15 protein-coding genes and 2 tRNA genes are annotated in these 20,250 nt (G+C 34.9%); 6 read left to right on the plus strand and 11 right to left on the minus strand.

The window, feature by feature from the left end; translation table 11 throughout:
- Positions 1 to 34: 34 nt before the first annotated feature.
- From ABW637_RS12585 to ABW637_RS12610, 6 genes are all read right to left on the minus strand, one after another.
- Positions 35 to 1,117 carry an anhydro-N-acetylmuramic acid kinase gene (locus ABW637_RS12585; RefSeq protein ID WP_367585052.1) on the minus strand — a complete coding sequence of 361 codons (1,083 nt, stop codon included), beginning with the start codon at positions 1,115 to 1,117 and terminating at the stop codon, positions 35 to 37.
- Between the two features lie 55 nt (positions 1,118 to 1,172).
- Positions 1,173 to 1,943: a hypothetical protein gene (locus ABW637_RS12590; RefSeq protein ID WP_367585053.1), complete on the minus strand. Its 771-nt coding sequence runs from the start codon at positions 1,941 to 1,943 to the stop codon at positions 1,173 to 1,175.
- 104 nt (positions 1,944 to 2,047) lie between these two features.
- Positions 2,048 to 2,512, minus strand: a complete 465-nt coding sequence (locus tag ABW637_RS12595) for a c-type cytochrome (RefSeq protein WP_367585054.1) — start codon at positions 2,510 to 2,512, stop codon at positions 2,048 to 2,050.
- A 1-nt stretch (position 2,513) separates the two neighbouring features.
- Complete coding sequence (locus tag ABW637_RS12600) at positions 2,514 to 3,629, minus strand: PQQ-dependent sugar dehydrogenase (protein ID WP_367585055.1); 1,116 nt, start codon at positions 3,627 to 3,629, stop codon at positions 2,514 to 2,516.
- Positions 3,630 to 3,860: 231 nt separating this feature from the next.
- Positions 3,861 to 3,938: transfer RNA gene (locus tag ABW637_RS12605), tRNA-Pro, on the minus strand.
- A 209-nt stretch (positions 3,939 to 4,147) separates the two neighbouring features.
- Complete coding sequence (locus ABW637_RS12610; RefSeq protein WP_367585056.1) at positions 4,148 to 4,504, minus strand: hypothetical protein; 357 nt, start codon at positions 4,502 to 4,504, stop codon at positions 4,148 to 4,150.
- 405 nt (positions 4,505 to 4,909) lie between these two features.
- On the opposite strand from ABW637_RS12610, the gene ABW637_RS12615 reads away from it, so the two are divergent.
- From ABW637_RS12615 to ABW637_RS12635, 5 genes are all read left to right on the plus strand, one after another.
- The gene (locus ABW637_RS12615) at positions 4,910 to 8,239 is read left to right on the plus strand and encodes a starch-binding protein (RefSeq protein ID WP_367585057.1); all 3,330 of its coding nucleotides are present in this window, start codon (positions 4,910 to 4,912) and stop codon (positions 8,237 to 8,239) included.
- A gap of 441 nt (positions 8,240 to 8,680) precedes the next feature.
- Complete coding sequence (locus tag ABW637_RS12620; protein WP_367585059.1) at positions 8,681 to 11,812, plus strand: starch-binding protein; 3,132 nt, start codon at positions 8,681 to 8,683, stop codon at positions 11,810 to 11,812.
- A 179-nt stretch (positions 11,813 to 11,991) separates the two neighbouring features.
- On the plus strand, positions 11,992 to 13,293 hold the full coding sequence (locus ABW637_RS12625) for a cytochrome ubiquinol oxidase subunit I (RefSeq protein ID WP_367585060.1): 1,302 nt from the start codon (positions 11,992 to 11,994) through the stop codon (positions 13,291 to 13,293).
- A 2-nt stretch (positions 13,294 to 13,295) separates the two neighbouring features.
- Positions 13,296 to 14,330: a cytochrome d ubiquinol oxidase subunit II gene (locus tag ABW637_RS12630; protein WP_367585061.1), complete on the plus strand. Its 1,035-nt coding sequence runs from the start codon at positions 13,296 to 13,298 to the stop codon at positions 14,328 to 14,330.
- Between the two features lie 32 nt (positions 14,331 to 14,362).
- Positions 14,363 to 14,437 (plus strand) — tRNA-Pro (locus ABW637_RS12635).
- A gap of 215 nt (positions 14,438 to 14,652) precedes the next feature.
- Here ABW637_RS12635 and ABW637_RS12640 read toward each other — a convergent pair.
- Positions 14,653 to 14,880 (minus strand): hypothetical protein, encoded by a 228-nt coding sequence (locus ABW637_RS12640; protein ID WP_367585062.1) that lies wholly within the window; start codon positions 14,878 to 14,880, stop codon positions 14,653 to 14,655.
- Between the two features lie 239 nt (positions 14,881 to 15,119).
- Positions 15,120 to 15,569, minus strand: coding sequence for a hypothetical protein (locus ABW637_RS12645; RefSeq protein ID WP_367585063.1), 450 nt, complete (start codon positions 15,567 to 15,569; stop codon positions 15,120 to 15,122).
- A gap of 251 nt (positions 15,570 to 15,820) precedes the next feature.
- On the opposite strand from ABW637_RS12645, the gene ABW637_RS12650 reads away from it, so the two are divergent.
- On the plus strand, positions 15,821 to 17,047 hold the full coding sequence (locus ABW637_RS12650; protein WP_367585064.1) for a DUF418 domain-containing protein: 1,227 nt from the start codon (positions 15,821 to 15,823) through the stop codon (positions 17,045 to 17,047).
- A 16-nt stretch (positions 17,048 to 17,063) separates the two neighbouring features.
- On the opposite strand, the gene rraA is transcribed toward ABW637_RS12650, so the two are convergent.
- The 3 genes from rraA to ABW637_RS12665 all read right to left on the minus strand — a co-directional run bounded on the left by rraA (position 17,064) and on the right by ABW637_RS12665 (position 20,206).
- A complete protein-coding gene (gene rraA / locus ABW637_RS12655) occupies positions 17,064 to 17,552 on the minus strand; it encodes a ribonuclease E activity regulator RraA (RefSeq protein WP_367585065.1) in 489 nt (162 codons plus the stop codon).
- A gap of 64 nt (positions 17,553 to 17,616) precedes the next feature.
- Positions 17,617 to 18,741, minus strand: coding sequence for a glycerate kinase (locus ABW637_RS12660; RefSeq protein WP_367585066.1), 1,125 nt, complete (start codon positions 18,739 to 18,741; stop codon positions 17,617 to 17,619).
- Positions 18,742 to 18,751: 10 nt separating this feature from the next.
- A complete protein-coding gene (locus tag ABW637_RS12665) occupies positions 18,752 to 20,206 on the minus strand; it encodes an SLC13 family permease (protein ID WP_367585067.1) in 1,455 nt (484 codons plus the stop codon).
- Between the last annotated feature and the right edge of the window lie 44 nt (positions 20,207 to 20,250).

Genomic DNA, 20,250 nt, shown 5'->3' on the forward strand with positions numbered 1-20,250 from the left:
GCTTTCAAAGATTCAAAGTTTTGAAGATCTCTTACTAATTGGGATAGTAGGTCACTCCCGAAGAGGAGTCTTTTAATGCTCCGGTTACAGATTTGAGACAGTTTATTTCATTTCGATCCCTTAGTACGCCCATAAAAGCAAAGATCAATGCTTCTTTAAAATCTATACTGTCTACAGAAGGAATTACAACTTTGGCAAAACCTGTCAGTTTTTGCTGTAGCATTTCGATTAGAAAATTATTTTTTGCACCACCACCTGTAATTAATAAGGTAGAATCACTCTTTTGAGTGTTTTTAATGCCATTGGCAATCTGAGTGGCAATATGTACAACAGATGTATGCAAGAGATTTTCAACACTATCTTGAGTATTATCAATGATTGGAATTACTTTTTCTGCAAACCATTCATACCCTAATGATTTAGGAAAGGGTAGGTTGTAATATTCCAAAGCATTTAGCAGATCTAAAAGCTGAGGGTTTATTTTTCCGGTTTTGGCAAGTTGTCCACCTTGATCGTATTCGAGGTTGATTTTTTGACAAATAAAATTAAGTAACATATTTGCAGGCGAAATATCGTAGGCCATTCTTTGTGCTTTACTATCAAAAGAAATATTACTAATCCCACCAAGGTTCAGGCAAAAGTCATACTCATTAAATAATAACTGATCACCAATAGGCACCAAAGGAGCTCCTTGTCCACCTAAAGCAACATCGTTAGTTCTAAAGTCACAAATAACTTTGTGATTACTAGAATTGGCAAGATGTTGTCCTGAGCCTATTTGATGCGTTAGTCCGATCTCTGGTTGATGAAAAACGGTATGCCCATGGCTGGCAATAAAATCTATTTCTAAAGTATACTTTTTGATGAAATTTTTAGCTTGCTCTCCCAGCCAGTTTCCGTATTCGTTATGAAAAGCTAATAATTTAGATGCTTCAAGATGTACAGTGTTTTTTAATTGTTCTTTAAGTGCTGAGGTGTAGTCAATACTCTGGGTTTTTACTATGGAAAAACTCCAAGTATTATTTTTGTTTTCGAAATGACAACAGGCAATATCTAGACCATCTAGTGAGGTTCCAGACATAAGACCGATAACCTTATATGTTTTTGAAGCGTGCATGTTTACGAATATACATTAGCAAAACATTAATCAGGGTATCTTTTTTCTAAATTCTTTATATTTTGGTAATATATTGAAGATCCAGTATCTCTGGATTGATTTCGGGCAATGATTTTTTATAATAAAAATCAATGATTCGGTTTTCGAGGTAAGGGATGATTTTTTCGATATGGTTTTCATTATACAGTGTATACACTGGTATCGCTTCAGATTTTTTGAAAGCCATCATAAGTTCGTCTGGTGTTTTTACGATATCAATACCTTTGTACTTTTCAAATTTGTTCTTCATCCAACGATGACATAACAATTTGGTTTGACTATCCTGAAGCTCTTTTTTAAGTTGATCAAATTTCTCCAGATCCGAAAAATCTTCTTTTAATGCTCGATCCAGTGCAACCTTAGCTTTTGTGAATTGTCTTTCAAACTTAAAATCAACAACATGTATATCTTTTTTTACTTTTCTAACCGCTTCATGAAGAGCATTTTCATAGACACTAGCAAAATCCTCATAATTATAAATAGCATCTAAAAATAGTACCGCATGCTTTTTATAGTATTTGGGTATGGCTTGTTTTTTTGTAGCGATAAAAAGAGTATTCAATTCTTCTTGTATTTCTTCAGGAATTCCTAAAAATTTTGAACTGGTTTTTAATGTTCTTAATTGCGTATTGATCTGAAGTTTGGAACCTTTATAAACTTCTGATCGGTATTTAAATCTATATCTATTAGGAGAATCGTTTTCATCATATTGCGCATTACCCTGGTATACCAGCATTAATGTGCTAAGGCATAATAAGAAATTTATATGTCGTAATTTGGTGAACAAAAGCCTTTATTCTTTGATTTACGTGATGTAACAAAAATACAATAAAGTAAATTAACGCATTATGTTATAGTATTGTTATACAAAAAACATATTTTGAATAAAGATTATTTTTTAATCATTGCTACTTCTTCTGGGGTAACTATGATATTTTGGGTATTTCCCCAGCTATTCATGATATAATTCATTACATCAGCAATTTCTTCATCTTCTAACCCTAAAGAGGTCATGGCACTATTATATGGTTCACCATTTACTTCTATCGGGCCATTTAAACCGTATTTTATAGAGTGTATACTTTCTTTTCGTTTATCGACTAACCAATTTGACCCAGCTAAAGGAGGGTATATTTTTGGAGTCCCTTTTCCATCTGGTAAATGGCATTGCATACAAAAACCTGTATATATTTCACTTCCTCGGGTCATACTCTCTGTTAATTTATTATCCTGAATTTCTGCAGAAAAGTCTTTTCTATACTCTGTATCTGAATTTCCGCTTTGTGCAACAATAGAAATACTCATGATCACCATTATAGTTTCTAATAAAAAGAGTCGTTTTAGATGCTTTTTCATGTTATTTCGGAATTATTTTTATGATGCCCTTATTTTCGATAGCAACATAGATGAAACCATCAGGCCCTTGTCTTACATTTCTAATACGTCCCATGCCTTCTAATAATTTTTTTCGCCCTGCAACCTTATTGTCGGTTAATTCGACTAATTCCAAATACTGAAATTTAAGCGAACCTACGAGTAGGTCGTTTTTCCAATCAGGATATTTGTCGCTGGTTATAAAATCCATTCCACTTGGTGCTATAGATGGAGTCCAGTAATATATGGGTTGTTCCATACCCTCTTTTTTCGTGATATTTGTTATCGAAGTACCACTATAATTCAAACCGTATGTTATGATCGGCCATCCATAGTTTACGCCTTTTTTTATAGTGTTAATTTCATCACCACCTTTGGGGCCATGTTCATGGATCCAAATATTACCATTGGGATGTATCGCCATTCCTTGCGGGTTTCTATGACCATAAGAAAAGATTGCCTTTTTTGCTCCCTTCTTGTCTACAAAAGGATTATCTTTTGGTATACTACCATCATCATTAAGGCGATATATTTTTCCACCATCTTTAGTAATGTCTTGGGGATTTGCATCTCGATTTCCCCGATCTCCAATGCAAAAATAAAGATAACCATCATTGTCAAATTCTATACGAGAGCCAAAATGATGACCGCGTGTGGTATTAGGAATTGCTTTGTATAGTTTTTCGATATTCGTTAAGCTATTATTTTCGAGCTTGGCTCTTATCAATGCTGTATTACCACCTTTTTCTATACCTTCTTTTGAGGAATAGGTAATGTAAATCCAGCCATTTTCTTTATACTCTGGGTGCAGTTCTATATCTAATAACCCACCTTGGTTACGGTTATAGACTTCTGGGACATTACCAATCCTAATTTTTTTACCTTGTTTAAAATGGATCAGTTGTCCGCTTTTTTCGGTAATTAGGATGCTTCCGTCTGGTAGCCAAACCATTCCCCATGGGATTTGTAATTCGGGGACAACCAATTCTGTGGTGTAATTTTTAGGATCGGGTTCTAAAGTGATATCGTTTTTCTTTTCTTGAGCACAGGATAAAGTTGTGAGAAAGACGAAAGTTATTGAGAAAATAAAACGCTTCATTACTCTAGTGTTTGCATTTGAAAAATACAAAGAAATACGATGCCATACTCTATAATTTATGTTAATCCCACTCTATGATCAAAGGTGGTTAGTTACAAAATTATAGGAACGTATATTTGGATACATTGCATAGAGGATGAAGAATTCTGTTCAAATCTAATATGTACTATATAAGAATCAAAGGATGTTTAATAAACAAAAAGTCCAATCACATATGTGATTGGACTTTCTTGGTCGGGGTGGCAGGATTCGAACCTGCGACCTCCGCGTCCCAAACGCGGCGCGATAACCGGGCTACGCTACACCCCGAAGTATAGCTTTTCCTTTTAAGGGAGTGCAAATATAGGTAAATCATTTAGTTTAAAAATGAAATTAATGAATAAAATAATAGATATTTTGTTAATACATTTTCTTTAATCTATCTAGAAGCTATGATTTTACCGCTGTTATCCTAAAAACCCACTGTATCTAATTAAATGCAGTGGGTTTGATTAGAACTTATAAAAGTACGATGGGTATTACGCGTGATAGTAACGCTCTCTATAGATTTTGTCATCCTTCCACTCGGTAACTACCGTTTGTTCAGAAAGCATAGTGCTGCCATCTTTTAACTTTAATTCCATTACCGCGTCATAAAAAGAGTGATTTCCGTTTACGGCATAATTGTTTACATTATATCTAACAAATTCGGCAAGTTGATTATCAATAAAATCTTGTTCAAACTTTACATTAAATGCTTTTCCTTTTTTAGGAGCGTCATTAGCTTCTTTTAATTCTACATCATCATGTAAATAAGTTTCCATGGCCTCAATGAACTCGCCTTTTGATAATAATTCATGAATGTGCTTAAGGTTTTTTTCAATTGTACTTTCCATTTTGTTCTTTTTTTAAATTAATTTTTAATTAGCAATTAGTTACTCTTGTAATTTAATGGTACAAAGATGCGTTCATAATTGCTGTCATAAAATGTAGTTTTTCCCTTAATGCTTGTCGATTCTTCCCGAAATAGAAATTCCAAATGAAATGGTTTTTTTGCTTATCTATAATTCCTGAATAAGATTCCTAATTCATTAAAATTTAACTGAATTTCTAATGAGTTCTCATTTTTTTAACGAAAAAGATAATAATATATTAACAATCAAACGTTTGCGTAAAAAAATGGTTGCCCAATTGCTACCAAAAATCATTTTTTTTCGAAACCTTTATTACAACGTTTGAGTAATTATTTAAAAGACAGATTATCAAGCGATTAATTATTAACCAACAAATTAAAATGTATCATGAAAAAATTATTTTATTTGGGGCTTTTACTGACTTTATGTTTACCTAAAATGAGTAAGGCTCAATCCAACAAAGATATACCGTTTGCATGGGAGAATGCAACGGTATATTTTGTGTTAACAGATCGTTTTGAAAATGGAGATCCCTCCAATGATTTTTCTTATGGAAGGCAAAGAAATGGCCCGCCCTTAAGAAGTTTTGAAGGAGGTGATCTTCAGGGATTAATTAATAAAATAGATAGCGGATATTTTGATGATTTAGGAGTTAATGCTATTTGGGTCACTCCTCCTTACGAAAATATACATGGTTCTATTGGTGGGGCAGGATATGCTTTTCATGGATATTGGGCAAAAGATTGGACTACAATAGATCGTAATCTTGGAACAGATGCTCTTTTTAAAACCTTTGTTGATAGAGCTCATGATCATGGTATTCGTGTGATTATGGATGTCGTCTTAAACCATGTAGGGCCAGACAATTCTAGAGATGAATCCTGGCCAAATGAATGGGTTCGTCGAGAGCCTACTTGCAATTTTCAGGGGCCTGGAGGTAGTATTCCTTGTGAATTAGTTGATAATTTGCCAGATATCAGAACAGAATCTAATGGGAATGTTTCGGTTCCCGGTTGGTTACTTAATAAATGGAGTCAAGAAGGTAGAAGACAACAAGAAGAAACAGAATTAAATGACTTTTTTAGCAGAACAGGACATCCAAGAGCTCCAAGGTTTTATATCATAAAGTGGTTAACTGATTATGTTAGAAAATATGGAGTTGATGGATTTAGAGTAGATACTGTAAAACATGTCGAAGAATTTGTATGGAAAGAATTGGAAAGAGAAGGTTTAATTGCTTTAAAGGAATGGAAGAATAATAACCCCGGTAAGAAATTAGATGATTTGGATTTTTGGATGACGGGAGAAGTATTTGGTTATTCTGCTCCTAGTATGGGAAGACGATTTACTGGTGACGGTTTTAATGTAGACTATTACGATAACGGATTTGCCAATCTTATTAATTTTGAATTTAGGTTTAATGCTAATGACGGCTTAGAAAGTATTTTTAGTAAATACGATAATTTATTACAAAATCAGTTAGGTAATGGGAAGAGCGCTATGAATTTTTTAGCAAATCATGATACTAATGAAGTTTTTGATAGAAACCGAACCCGAACTTTTGAAGCGGGAACCAAATTATTATTAACCCCAGGGCCAGCACAGATATACTATGGAGATGAAACAGCAAGAACATTAACTCCGGGAGGAGGAGCTACAGGTGATGCTACATTACGGTCTAACATGAATTTTAATGAACTAAACAACCCTAATTCTACGGCATCACTAACCCTAAAGCATTTTCAAAAAATAGGAAAATTTAGAAGAGAGCATGTTTCTGTTGGTGCCGGTAGACATAATAAATTACAAGACACACCTTATACCTTCAAGAGAGAATATAATAATTCAGGAATTACAGATAAATCATTAGTATACACAGGGAATGATGGTGATTTTTCGGGTGCATTGAATGTTTTTGGAATATGGCCTAATGGTACAACGTTAAAAGATTATTTCTCTGATAAAACAGCGGTAGTATCGGGAGGGAGTGTTAATTTTGGCACCTCTTTTGGATTAGTATTGATAGCAAAACCTTTAACAATTTCTAATTCAGCATCTCTATCCGTAACTCCGGCCTCGGGTTTTTATACAAGTCCAGTGAATGTAGAGATGACAGCATCAACTACGACTCCAGGAGCATCGGTAAGTGTTTTTTATACTGATGATGGATCAACGCCTTCAGATTCTAGCAAACGGTATACAAATCCATTTATGGTGAGTACTAATAAGACCATAAAAGCCATAGCCGTAGATTCTGAAGGAAATCAGTCTTCTGTAATTACCAGAGATTATGTGTTTGGAGGCCCTTTTGATGTATATTTCAAAAAACCTGTAAACTGGTCTTCCGCTTTTGTTTATTTATTTGATAACAACGGTGATGCACCAATACCTGGATTTCCAGATTGGCCGGGTATTTCTATGGAGGCTATTAACGGTACACCATGGTTTAAATATAAGGTTGATCAAGATATTCAGGTTGGTATTGTGTTTAATGATAATGGTGGAGCCCAAACAGATGATCTAACCAGAATAAAAGAAGGTTGGTATGATAATCAATGGTTTGATACATGTCCTAGTGAATGTCCTCTACCTACCGAGGTTCCAGAACTTACTGTATCTCCAGATTCTGGTACATTTACAGGAAATGTACGTGTTTCGATGAATGCTTCGAACTCAGGTTCGATATTCTATACCACTGGTAATGCTGTTCCAGATGCTAACAGTACCCCTTACACAGATACATTTTTGATAAATACTGTTGGTGTCACCAAGGTAAATGCTATAGCAATTAATAGTGCAGGCAGCTCTTCTGTAATTACTAAAACATACACAATAGTACCCGATATAGGGAGTTATGTAGTGAACTTTAAAAAACCGAATGATTGGAATATGGCATATATTTATTTGTTTGATAAAAATGCTAATACTCCAATACCTGGATTCCCAGCTTGGCCCGGAATAAAAATGTCGGTAATAGATAATTCTCCCTGGTTTAATTATACTATTGACCAAGCAGTAGAAGTCGGTATTGTATTTAATGATAACGGTGGAGCACAAACCGATGATTTATTTAGAACTTCAGCAGGGTGGTATGATAATCAATGGACAGATACTTGTCCTAGTGATTGCCCGGGCGATACAGGAAATGCTTTTAAGGCATATTTTAAAAAACCAGCTTCTTGGGGTAATGCATTCATCTATATTTTTGATAAAAATGCTAACGGGCCAATAGCTGGAGCACCAGGTTGGCCTGGGGTAGCCATGAAATCTCTTGCAGGTTCTCCTTGGTATTCTGCAACTATAAATGAATCTATAGAAGTCGGTATTGTATTTAATGATAATAGTGGTTCGCAAACAGCTGATTTATTTAGAACTAAAGATGGTTGGTATGACAACCAATGGTTTGATACATGCCCAAGTGAATGTCCAGGAGCTAGAGCAGTATCAACCATTTCAAAAGATAGTGGTACCAGTTTGGTAAAAGCATCACCAAATCCATTCGATGACACGTTAACCCTATCTTTTACTGGTGATATGAGTAAAGACCCAGTGAAGGTGGCAGTGTATAATTTAAATGGAAGAAGAACTAAATTGGTTTCTAATGGAGATATAAGAACAAATATAGTAACGTTGAACACAGCGGATCTTCCGAAAGGAATTTATATGCTTAGAGTAACCTCTAATAATTTTACTGAAATTATAAAATTGGTGAAGTAATTAACACTTTTACCTAAAAAAGGCCTGGTATAGATAGTTCATCTATACCAGGCCTTTTGTTTTTATAAAATTAAGGAACAACATAGACAATAATTGAAAAAGCAGAATAATAAATTTCGAACCCTAAAGATTAGAAATTAATATAATTCTGTTTCTAGCTTTATTATATAGTCATTTTTTAGAGTATAGTATTTGGTAAGTTTATAATTGCTAAAAGAGATTTCGTATTTGGTAAACTCTAGCCTTCTTTTTTATGGAGTTTTCAATTTTTTAACGTTAAAAAAACTAAATATTAACACTCAAACGTTTGCGCAAAAAATTGGTGGTTTCATTGTTATCAAAACCCAATTTTTTTTAGAAATATTTATTACAACGTTTGAGGATTATTGAAAAATAAATTTTCTAACGTTTTAATTATTAATACACAAATCAAAACTAATTATGAAAAAACGCTTACTCTATTTTGGATTGCTTTTATGTTTATTGCTTCCAAAAGTCAGTACTGCACAATCCCTTAGAAATTTACCTTTTTCTTGGGATAATGTTACCATTTACTTTTTATTAACCGACCGCTTTAATAATGGTGATCCTACAAACGACACCAGTTTTGATCGCCAAAAAAACAGTACAGCCAACGAACTTGATTTTCAAGGAGGTGATATACCTGGGGTTACACAAAAAATTCAAGAAGGATATTTTGATGAATTAGGTGTAAGTGCTATCTGGGTTACTCCGGTGGTAGAGAACAGACATGGGTTTATTGGTACCGAATTTAATGATTATCCTTATCATGGGTATCATACCAATGACTGGACCGCCTTTGATCCTAATTTTACATCGGCAGAGCAGTTCGAAGAATTTATTGATGAAGCACATAACCATGGTATTAGAGTACTTGTGGATATCGTAATGAACCATACTGGATACCGTACCTTTAAAAGGGTTAATGGTAATTTAGAGTTTGTAGACGAAGAGTACCCACTTGATTGGGTAAGACTTGAATGCCAAAAAGATGGTGAACCTAATAACGGAGAATTGCGTTGTGATGATTACTCGCAGCCTTTATACGGATTACCAGATATAAGAACGGAATCTTTTAACGAAGTTCAATTACCGCAATGGTTATTGGATAAGTGGGAAACCGAAGGGAGAAAACAACAAGAACTTGATGAGTTAAATGCCTATTTTGCTAGAACTGGAAAACCAAGAACTCCGAGATATTATTTAATCAAATGGTTAACAGATTGGGTAAGAGAATATGGTATTGATGGCTTTAGAGTAGATACAGAACGTCACGTAGGTGCCGATGTTTGGAAGGAACTAAAAGAAGAGGCAGTTTTAGCTTTAAGAGAATGGAAACAAAATAATCCAGCTAAGAAATTAGACGACCTTGATTTCTATATGACAGGAGAGGATTCGGGACTTAATATTATTGGAAATCCTGGTGATCCATTACCCGAAGATTTTACGGTTAGTAAATTCAATAGTATGATTAATTTTCAATCTCCTAAAGATGCCTACACTAATATGGGGCAAGAAGAAATTTTTAGCTCTTTCGCTGCTAAGCTTAATCAAGATGGTGGTTTTGGTACTAATGGAGAATACAACATGGTGAGTTACTTAAGATCTCATGATTTTAGCCAGTACTATACAGGGAATATGTACTATGGAGGGACAACTTTGTTGTTATCTCCCGGTGGTGTTCAGATTTACTACGGAGATGAATCCGGAAGACAGTTTTTTGATGCCCAAACCTATCCAGATGCGGGATACCGTGGTTTTATGAATTGGGATTCTCTAGATGAAGGAATGCTATTTCACTGGAGAAAACTTGGAACATTTAGAAGAGAACATACTTCAGTAGGAGCGGGATCTCACCAAAAATTAAGCGATTCACCTTATATTTTCAAAAGAGAATACAACCGTAATGGAGAAAATGATAAAACATTAGTTTTTCAAGGACAAGATGGAGACTTTGCAGGAGCTCTTAATGTTTTTGGAATGTGGCCTGATGGGACATTACTTAAAGATTATTTTTCTGATCTAACAGCTACTGTTTCTAATGGTACAGTAACTTTTGGAACCACTTTTGGAATGGTACTCGTTGGAGAACCTTTTGAAGTTTCGAATTCGGTAAGTTTATCAGTAAATCCAGCCTCAGGGTTGTATACTTCACCCATAAATGTGGATATGACGGCTTCTACGACTACGCAAGGTGCTTCAGTTTCGATTTTTTATACGATAGGAGGAGATACACCAACTGTTACGAGTACACCATACAATGGCTCTTTTGAGATCAGCACCAGTACAACTATTAAATCAATAGCTGTAGATTCTGAAGGAAATGAGTCCGATATAGTTACTAGAGATTATGTAATAGGCGATGGTGGACCTTTTGATATACATTTCAAAAAGCCAGCGGAGTGGAGCTCAACTTACGTATACCTCTTCAATCAAAATACTGGAGAAGCATTGCCAGGATTCCCTGCATGGCCAGGAGTAGCAATGCAAAAAGAAGGAGATTCACCTTGGTATAAATATACTATTGATCAAACAGTACAAGTTGGTATTGTGTTTAATGACAATGGAGGAGCACAAACCGATGATACGACTAGAATTAAAGAGGGTTGGTATGATAATCAATGGTTTGATGAGTGCCCAAGTGAATGTCCAGGAATCATTGTAGATACTCCATATGATATACATTTCAAAAAGCCAACAAATTGGAGCTCAGCATTTGTGTATATTTTTAATAAAAGTACTGGAGCTGCATTACCAGGATTTCCTGGTTGGCCTGGAGTTGCTATGCAGAAAGAAGGAAATTCTCCTTGGTATAAATATAATGTAGATCAAAGTGTTGAGGTTGGTATTGTATTTAACGATAATGGAGGAGCCCAAACCGATGATTTATTTAGAACTACAGAAGGATGGTATGATAACCAATGGACTGATGCATGTCCAAGTGAATGCCCTGGAATTGTTGTAGACCCGTCTTTTGATGTGTATTTTAAGAAACCTGCTTCATGGAGTACGGCATACATATACATTTATGATAAAAATTCAAATACATCAATTCCTGGAGCACCAGCATGGCCAGGAGTACAAATGGAACCTTTATTAGGCTCTCCTTGGTATGTTGCTACAATAGATGAGTCTGTAGAGGTAGGAATCGTGTTTAATGATAATGGAAATGCCCAAACAGCAGATGTATTTAGAACTACAGACGGTTGGTATGATAACCAATGGTTTGATAATTGTCCAAGCGAATGCCCAGGGTCAAACGCGGCATTAACAAGTTCTAGTCGATTTGGGAAAACTGATACAACAAGCATGGTGTTAGTATCCGAAAATCCATTTGGAGAGACATTAACATTATCTTTTACTGGTGATACATCAAAAAGCCCAGTGCAAGTAGTAATGTATAACCTTAGCGGAGAAAGAATGAATGTAACTCCTAATAGAGCAGTGAGAACTCAAAGCCTTACATTAAATACTTCTTTACTTAAAAAAGGAATATACATGGTGAGAGTAATTTCTGATCAAGGAACAGAAATAATCAAATTGGTGAAGTAGCACTAACTTTTATACGGTTTAAAAACCTGCCAATGACTTATGTCGTTTGGCAGGTTTTTTTATACGTAAAATTGGATTTTTTTTAAGAAAAATAAACATCTTCTTTATACTTTAAGTCAAGGTCAGGTCGTATCTTTATAGGCGTAATTGGAAACCTGTTTCTTCTCTAAATTTTATCTATGGAAAACCTTGATGCGGCGAGACTCCAAATGGCATTTACTCTTATATTTCATATTGTTTTTGCTTGTATTGGTATGGTCATGCCTTTTTTTATGGTAGTATCTCATTATAAATGGTTAAAAACACGTGATCAGATTTATCTTACGCTTACCAAGTCCTGGCAAAAAGGAGTTGCAATCTTCTTTGTAACTGGTGCCGTTTCCGGCACCGCACTATCTTTTGAACTAGGGTTGTTATGGCCAGAATTTATGAAACATGCTGGTCCTATTATCGGGATGCCTTTTTCATTAGAAGGAGCGGCATTTTTTGTTGAAGCGATTGCACTAGGATTTTATTTATATGGCTGGAACAAACTACCCGAGAAATTTCATTGGTTTACTGGTATTATTATCGGTGTATCGGGAGTAGCATCGGGGATTTTGGTAGTCGCAGCAAATGGGTGGATGAATTCTCCCAGTGGGTTTGATTATATTGACGGAAAATTCCTGAATATAGACCCCATACAGGCCATGCTTAATCCGGCTTGGTTTACACAGGCACTGCATATGACACTCGCAGCATTTACTGCTACTGGTTTTGCTGTAGCAGGTATTCATGCGTATCAGGTGTATAAAAAAAGAAAGGTCGAATTGCACAAAAAAGCATTTAAGATTGCGATTACTTTTGGTGCTATTGCAGCAATTCTTCAACCGATTAGCGGCGATATTTCGGCAAAAGATATTGCGGTAAGACAGCCTGTAAAATTAGCGGCTATGGAAGCCCATTATAATACAGAAAAAGGTGCTCCATTATATATCGGTGGAGTAGTGGATACCGAAACACAAGAAGTGAAATATAAAATAGCATTGCCTAAAATGTTATCCTTTCTTGCTTTCGGAGATTTTGATGCTGAAGTAAAAGGACTAAACGATTTTCCTAAAGACGAGCACCCCAATGTAGCCATAGTACATTATGCGTTTCAGGTTATGGTGGGTATAGGAGGGATATTGTTACTGGCCGGCATCTTATACTTTATCTCACTAAAGAGAAAGAAATGGTTCGGTAATAATAAGTATTGGCTATTATTTGTTTTACTAGCTCCCTTAGGATTTATTGCCCTAGAAGCAGGATGGATAGTAACCGAAGTAGGCAGACAACCTTGGATTATTCATAAAATTATGAGAACTAAAGATGCAGTAACACCTATGCCGGGTATCGTTTTTAGCTTTTATATGTATATCGCAGTATATCTAACCTTATCTGTTGCAGTAACTTGGTTAATGCTTCGCCAAATAAAAGTTTTAAATCATTCAAATCATTAAGTATGTTATACGTTGTTTTATTCTTTTTGATATTTTCATTGTATCTCTATGTGGTTTTGGGTGGTGCAGATTATGGTGCAGGTATAGTTGAGCTTTTTTCCTCTGAAGAAAATCAAAAGATTACCAAAAAAACCATTTATAGGGTTATGGGACCCGTATGGGAAGCAAATCATATTTGGATTATAATTTTGATTGTAATTTTATGGATTGCCTTTCCTGCGTATTATAATATTATGGTGGTACACCTTCATATTCCTATCACCATTGTGTTATTAGGAGTTACATTAAGAGGAGTGGCTTTTGTATTTAGACATTATGATGCAATAATTGATAATTCACAGCAATTGTATGACACTATGTTTAAGGTGTCTAGTTTGGTTACTCCTATTTTCTTAGGGATGGTATTTGGAGCATTAATAAGTGGTGAAATTATGGTGGTAGAAGAGGTTTCTACCTTATCTTTTTATGAAGCCTTTATAAGACCCTGGTGTAATGTTTTTAGTGTATTAGTGGGATTGTTTTTTGCTGCACTTTGTGCTTTTTTATCTTCTGTTTTGTTGATAGGTGAGTCTGAAGGAGGTAACGAGAATATTTATATCAGAAAGTCTACTATTGCCGCTATAATCGTTTTTGTTGTGGGACTTATAACTTTTGGTTACGGGTTCTTTTCAGAAAATATATTTGTACGAGATTTTGTAGAAAACCCTTTTGCCATGATCTTAGTTGTATTTTCTGCAATGTTATTATTTCCGTTATGGAAAACTATTAAGAATGGAAATAAAGTGTGGAGTCGTTTTTTCGCCGGCTTACAAGTATTTTTAATTTTATTAGCGGCTTTGGTTTCACATTTTCCCAATATCATTATTACAAAGACAGGGAGTATTAGTCTTATTGATAATATAGCTCCAGATGCTGTGATTAATGTACTAGGAATAACATTAATTATTGGAGGAACAGTGATTCTTCCAGGGCTATTTCATTTACTAAAATCATTCAAAATGATTAAGATTTTAGAACGAAATAGTACTTCTAATTAAGAACAAGATTATTATATTTGCAACCTAATTTTCGGGTAGTAGCTTAGTCCGGTTAAAGTGCTGGTCTGGGGGACCAGAGATCGGAGGTTCGAATCCTCTCTACCCGACACCTATCAAACCCCCTTTTGACAAAGGGGGTTTTTGTTTTTTTAGTTAGTAAAATCCATCTAAAATGTGAATGGGATTTTTTATGCCCTTTTGAAGTTTATTTTGCATAGGGAATTTCGAAATATGATAAACGAATAGTTTGATAAAAAAATCAAACCGAATCCCGCTTATCTATTTTTACGTCTATATCTCTACAAGGGGTGTGATTTATGATTTATCTCGGTTGTCCTCCTTCTGGACCACATTCCTCTTTACAACATCTTAAATCAATTTCACATTGAAAAACACAATTTGTGTCTAATAGACCACATTCATCTGCACATATTTTAAATTTAGCAGCGCATTTTGCTAAACAGAAAAGTCCACTCACCCCATGCCCACCATGTATATTTAATTGTTCCTTTTTACTTAAAGGTTTTCCAAGATTTAATATTTTTTTCATAACAGTATGATTTTAAATTGATTAACCCTTAAAGATAAGCAATAAAACGATTATGTATTGGCGATGGTTCAAAAAATGCAAAGAGAAAGTTCAAAACAAAAAGAAAGGTTTTAGAAAACTAAATTTTAATAGAGGTTTGAATCCTACATACCCAACCAAAAAATCCAATGTTTTGGCATTGGATTTTTTATTTACAATACTCCTAAGTAAGCTTGGGAGTTTCTAATATAAATAATGTATTATTCAACCCGATCATAGTTTTCGGCTAAGGTATAATGCCCATTTTCATCCACCGAAATTTGTTGATACATTTTTTGCCCCATAACCAGTTCAAATTTAAAAACCTGGGTAGTGTCCACAATTTTCATCATAGGTCCAGAAGCATACTCTAATCGTTCTTCAAGCATACCATCTTTAATCGTATAATTTCCATAACCAAACCACTCATTGCTATCTTTTGGATCAAATCGAGTCCACATAACCTTTCCTTTGCTATACATCTTTACTTGTCGATAACCATTTTGATTAAAAACGGTATCGCTTATGTTATTGTTTTCATCATAAAGAAATTGATGTTTTAGTTCCCAAACACCTTCTAAGTTATAAGGCTCAATAGATGTATTATTGTTTGTTTCTGTAAACGCTAAGATAGAACAGATTCCGAGTAAAAGCAGCACTAAGTTTTTCATTATTGAGAGGTTTTTATGATCTGTATTCTATTAATTTACAAAAATTTTATGAGATTCGTTTTAATTCTACAGGCTTTATCATTTATTTAAACTTTTGATACTTAGCTAATTTTACGTTTAAAATATTAAGGGTTAAAAACGAATATGTAATGGTTTGATATACTCGTACTTTTTTGTAGAGGCATTTTTTAAGTTTATTATTACGGTATTAGTAAATTTAGCGGCCAATTAAAGTGATTAATTAAAATTAAATGAATACTCAACCTACTCAACCCCAAAAAAGAATCGAAATATTAGACGTTTTTCGTGGATTTGCGATATTAGGAATTTTTGTAGTGAATATCGAAATCATGAATTGTGTATTTATGAATCAAGATGCATATAGTGCACAATGGACTGCTCCCATTGATATAATGTCGGTAAGGATTTTTCAGCTATTTTTTTACAGTAAATTTTTTCCGATTTTTTCATTTCTTTTTGGATTAGGAATTACCATGCAGGCGCTAAGCCTGTTTGAGAAAAATAAGCTCAGGTTTTCATTTTTTGCAAGACGAATGCTGGTTTTATTTGTTTTCGGAGCATTACATGTTCTTTTGTTCTGGTCGGGGGATGTTATTCATTTATATGCGGTACTTGGATTATTAACCACGCTGTTGATCAAAAAATCGAATAGGCTCATACTTTGGTTATCATTAGTTTTCTTGTTGTTCCCATTTTATGATCAGGTAGCAGACTATCTTTTTAGCATTACAAAGTATAATCCAGAAAGCTATTTGAAGAATTTTTCGTCTAATGATGTTATAGATACAATACGTAATGGAAGCTATACTAACGGAGTAAAGCTGCGTACTTTAGAATATTTGTCTAATATCCCTTTGCTTTTTGTTTTCTTAGCGCCCGTTGCCTTGTCTATGTTTTTATTAGGTCTTTATTTTGGTAAGAATAACTTTGTTACCTCAATAGAGACATTGATCGATCGTATTAAAAAACCAAGCTTAATTATAGCTATTAGTACAAACCTGTATAGAATTATATTTTTGTTTTTTCTTCCGGATTTCGAAATATATTCAAACGAATATGCACGCCCCATTTTTTTGAAACTTATGTTTCTGTCAGATATCGTGATGGGTTTATTTTATTTGTGGTTAGTGGCTTGGATTTGGTATAAAACAAAATGGAAAAAAATAATAAGCCCGTTAAAGTATGTTGGAAGGATGGCATTGACCAATTATATCATGCAAAGCGTTATTGGGTTACTATTATTTTCATCGATTGGGTTTTCACTTTATGAAACATTGAGTCCTTCTCAAACACTAATTACAGCATTGATTGTTTTTTGTTTTCAATTGATGTATAGTAAAATTTGGCTTACATATTTTATGTATGGACCACTAGAATGGGTTTGGAGATGTTTTACATATCAAAAGCTTCTTCCAATTAAGAAAAGTCCTTTACGTATCAAAACCCAGAGTCAATAACGTTAATGATTTTACCTTACAATAATTTCTGACTACTCACCAAAATTCCGTCTTCATCGACATATACAAAGTTTCCGGGTATAAACTCTACTCCGGCAAACTTTACAGTAATGTTATGTTCTCCGATATTTTGCTTGATACTCTTTACTGGGTTGGTGTTAATTGCTCTAATACCAACATTCATATTGTTTATGATCCGACTGTCTCTTATGCAGCCATAAACGATGATGCCTTCCCAGGTATTGTTGATTGCTAATTGTGCCAATTGATCACCCACCAAAGCACATCTTAATGACCCTCCACCATCTACCACCAGGACTTTGCCATCTCCCTTAGTTTCAAGTTGTTTTCGAACAAGCGAATTGTCTTCAAAAAGTTTTAATGTCGTGATTTTGCCCCAGAAAGCCGTTTTCTTACCAAACGATTTAAAAATTGGATCTGCACAGCTAAGATTATTGAAGTGCTGATCCCATAAATCTGCTGTTTGAAAATTGTAAGTATTCATTTTCAACATTGTATTAATATTATCTTCAAAAGAATTCTTTCTAATAGAATTTAAATATAGCTGTTTACTTTGATAGTTTAGCTCTGATCATTTCAAAAGAGAGTTCCTCAACGATATGTTGGGCATTAGTAAATGCTTCTTCTTCATTTTGGCTTACAGATAGAACTGTTCTTAACGCTATGACCCCTAAAGACTTTGTTTCAGGAACAGATAAGTCCGATGCTCCAGAGATAGCATAAACCGGAATGTTTTTGGTTTTTGCGAATTGGGAGACTCCAAAAACTACTTTTCCGTGTAGTGTTTGTTGATCAATCTTACCTTCGCCTGTAAAAATCAGATCAACTTGCTCCAAAGCCTTCGAAAATTTAGTAATTTCTAACATCGTCTTAATTCCCGATTGAAGTGTAGAATTTAAAAAAGCAATACTTCCGCCGCCAATTCCTCCGGCAGCACCTGCACCAGGTTGTTTGGCAATGTTTTTATGTAATTGTTGCGAAATAAGGGTAGAGAAATGAGATAATCCTTTGTCCAGAATTTCAATCTCTTTCGGATTAGCTCCCTTTTGTGCTGCAAAAACTTGTGCAGCTCCTTGTGGACCATATAAAGGGTTATCTACATCGCATAACGTAATAAACTTTACGCTGTTAAGCAAATCCTTGTTTTCAGGGCGTTGTATTGAAACTATTTTTCTGAGGTTTTTGCCAATAGGCCTCACTTGTTTTTCATTTTTGTCAAAAAAAGTATACCCCAGTGCATTGGCCATTCCGATACCTAAATCACATGTTGCAGAGCCGCCAATCGATAAATAGATAGTAGTTGCTCCTCTCTGTATGGCATTTAGGATTAATTCACCTGTACCATAGGTGGTAGTATGCATACAATTACGTTCTTTTTTCTTAAGTAATGCTAAGCCTGAAGCTGTAGCCATTTCGATATAAGCTATATTATTTGTTTTTTTATAATGAGCTTTTATGGGTCGAAATAGGGGGTCATTTACGGTTACAGCAATAGTCTTGAGATCCAGATGTTGTTCCAGAATATCCAGTGAACCATCACCACCGTCGGCAAGAGGGTGTTTTACCACTTCTATAGTTGGATCATATTTATTAATTCCTGTTGCAATAGCATCACATACAGCTGTAGCACTAAGTGACCCTTTGAATTTATCTGGTGCTATAAGAATTTTCATAACGCATTTGTTATTTAAACAACTCAGGGAAAATAGTTACATCAATATCCCACATGATAGGTAATAGAAAATAAATCAAAATGGTAGCTACAAAAATAGAGATTATATTCATCCAAAAACCAGCCTTAATCATAACAGGTATGGTTAGCAATCCAGAACCAAAAACTACGGCGTTTGGAGGTGTTGCTACAGGCAACATAAATGCGCAAGATGCTGCGATGGTCGCGGCAGCCATCAAAAAATACGGATGTACATCTATAGAGAGGGCTAAGGCTGCTAATACAGGCATTAACATAGCTGCTGTTGCAACATTAGAAGTAATTTCGGTAAGAAAATTAATAACTGTTATGATTGCCAGTAGTAATACTATTGTTGGTAAAACTTCAAACAAAGTAAGTTGATTACCAATCCATTGTGCTAATCCCGAGACTTTAAATCCTTCGGCCAGGGCAAGACCACCTCCAAAGAGCAATAATATACCCCAAGGGATGTTTTCGGCAGTTTGCCAGTTAATGATTCCAATTTTTTTCTTTTCTCCAGAGGGAATTATAAAAAGTGTAACGGCTCCTGCAATAGCTATTAAAGTATCATTAATCCCTGGAATGATTTTTTTAAGGAGGAACGAATTTGTGATCCAGCACAGTGCAACTACTATAAATACAATGAATACAGATTTTTCTTTATAGGATATTTTTCCTAGTTGTTTAAGCTGTTTGGTTATTGTTGTTTTTCCTCCCGGAATACCTTCTTCGGTAACTGGGAATACTACTTTAGTTAGATATAGCCAACCAATAACTAGCATTAGTATAGAAAACGGAAGCCCCAGCGCCATCCATTGGGTAAATGATATCGTCTGACCATATAATTCTTCTACGATACCAACAAAAATGATGTTAGTGGGGGTGCCTATAATAGTTGCGATTCCGCCAATAGAACAACCATAAGCAATGGCAAACATTAATGATTTCCCCATACTTTTTTTAATTTCATCTTCAGCCTGGATTTGAGAAACAACCGCCATTCCTATAGGAAGCATCATTACCGCTGTTGCCGTATTAGATATCCACATACTTAAGAACGCTGTAGCAATCATAAATCCTAATATTACTTTATTCCAGTTGCTTCCTATGGCATGAATTATATTGAGAGCGATACGCTTATGAAGATTTGTTTTTTCGATGGCTGCCGATAAAATGAATCCCCCTAAGAATAAAAATATCATTTGATTGGCGAACGCCGCTGATACCCCTTTTACCGACATAACCCCGGTTATTGGAAATAATATGAATGGCAATAAGGCGGTAGCAGAAATAGGAATAGCTTCAGTAATCCACCATATGGCTATCCAGGTGCCTATTGCCAATGTGGCGGTCCCTTCGAGTGTTAACCCTTCTGCACGAAAAAAAAAGAAAATTAACAAAAACAGAATGGGGCCTGCAAAGAGTCCGATAGACTTTGTCTTCATATTAGTATCAGTTTTTAAGATCTCTGTTTTGTGAAACAGACTTT

The sequence above is a fragment of the Aquimarina penaris genome, from assembly GCF_040786285.1.
In the GTDB taxonomy this organism is placed as follows: domain Bacteria; phylum Bacteroidota; class Bacteroidia; order Flavobacteriales; family Flavobacteriaceae; genus Aquimarina.

Coding starts and splice junctions, on each gene's coding strand:
- ABW637_RS12625 (WP_367585060.1), top strand. CDS start 11,992: ATGGAAAACCTTGATGCGGCGAGACTCCAAATGGCATTTACTCTTATA.
- ABW637_RS12610 (WP_367585056.1), bottom strand. CDS start 4,504: ATGGAAAGTACAATTGAAAAAAACCTTAAGCACATTCATGAATTATTA.
- ABW637_RS12660 (WP_367585066.1), bottom strand. CDS start 18,741: ATGAAAATTCTTATAGCACCAGATAAATTCAAAGGGTCACTTAGTGCT.
- ABW637_RS12620 (WP_367585059.1), top strand. CDS start 8,681: ATGAAAAAACGCTTACTCTATTTTGGATTGCTTTTATGTTTATTGCTT.
- ABW637_RS12595 (WP_367585054.1), bottom strand. CDS start 2,512: ATGAAAAAGCATCTAAAACGACTCTTTTTATTAGAAACTATAATGGTG.
- ABW637_RS12650 (WP_367585064.1), top strand. CDS start 15,821: ATGAATACTCAACCTACTCAACCCCAAAAAAGAATCGAAATATTAGAC.
- ABW637_RS12615 (WP_367585057.1), top strand. CDS start 4,910: ATGAAAAAATTATTTTATTTGGGGCTTTTACTGACTTTATGTTTACCT.
- ABW637_RS12665 (WP_367585067.1), bottom strand. CDS start 20,206: ATGAAGACAAAGTCTATCGGACTCTTTGCAGGCCCCATTCTGTTTTTG.
- rraA (WP_367585065.1), bottom strand. CDS start 17,552: ATGAATACTTACAATTTTCAAACAGCAGATTTATGGGATCAGCACTTC.
- ABW637_RS12630 (WP_367585061.1), top strand. CDS start 13,296: ATGTTATACGTTGTTTTATTCTTTTTGATATTTTCATTGTATCTCTAT.
- ABW637_RS12645 (WP_367585063.1), bottom strand. CDS start 15,569: ATGAAAAACTTAGTGCTGCTTTTACTCGGAATCTGTTCTATCTTAGCG.
- ABW637_RS12600 (WP_367585055.1), bottom strand. CDS start 3,629: ATGAAGCGTTTTATTTTCTCAATAACTTTCGTCTTTCTCACAACTTTA.
- ABW637_RS12585 (WP_367585052.1), bottom strand. CDS start 1,117: ATGCACGCTTCAAAAACATATAAGGTTATCGGTCTTATGTCTGGAACC.
- ABW637_RS12640 (WP_367585062.1), bottom strand. CDS start 14,880: ATGAAAAAAATATTAAATCTTGGAAAACCTTTAAGTAAAAAGGAACAA.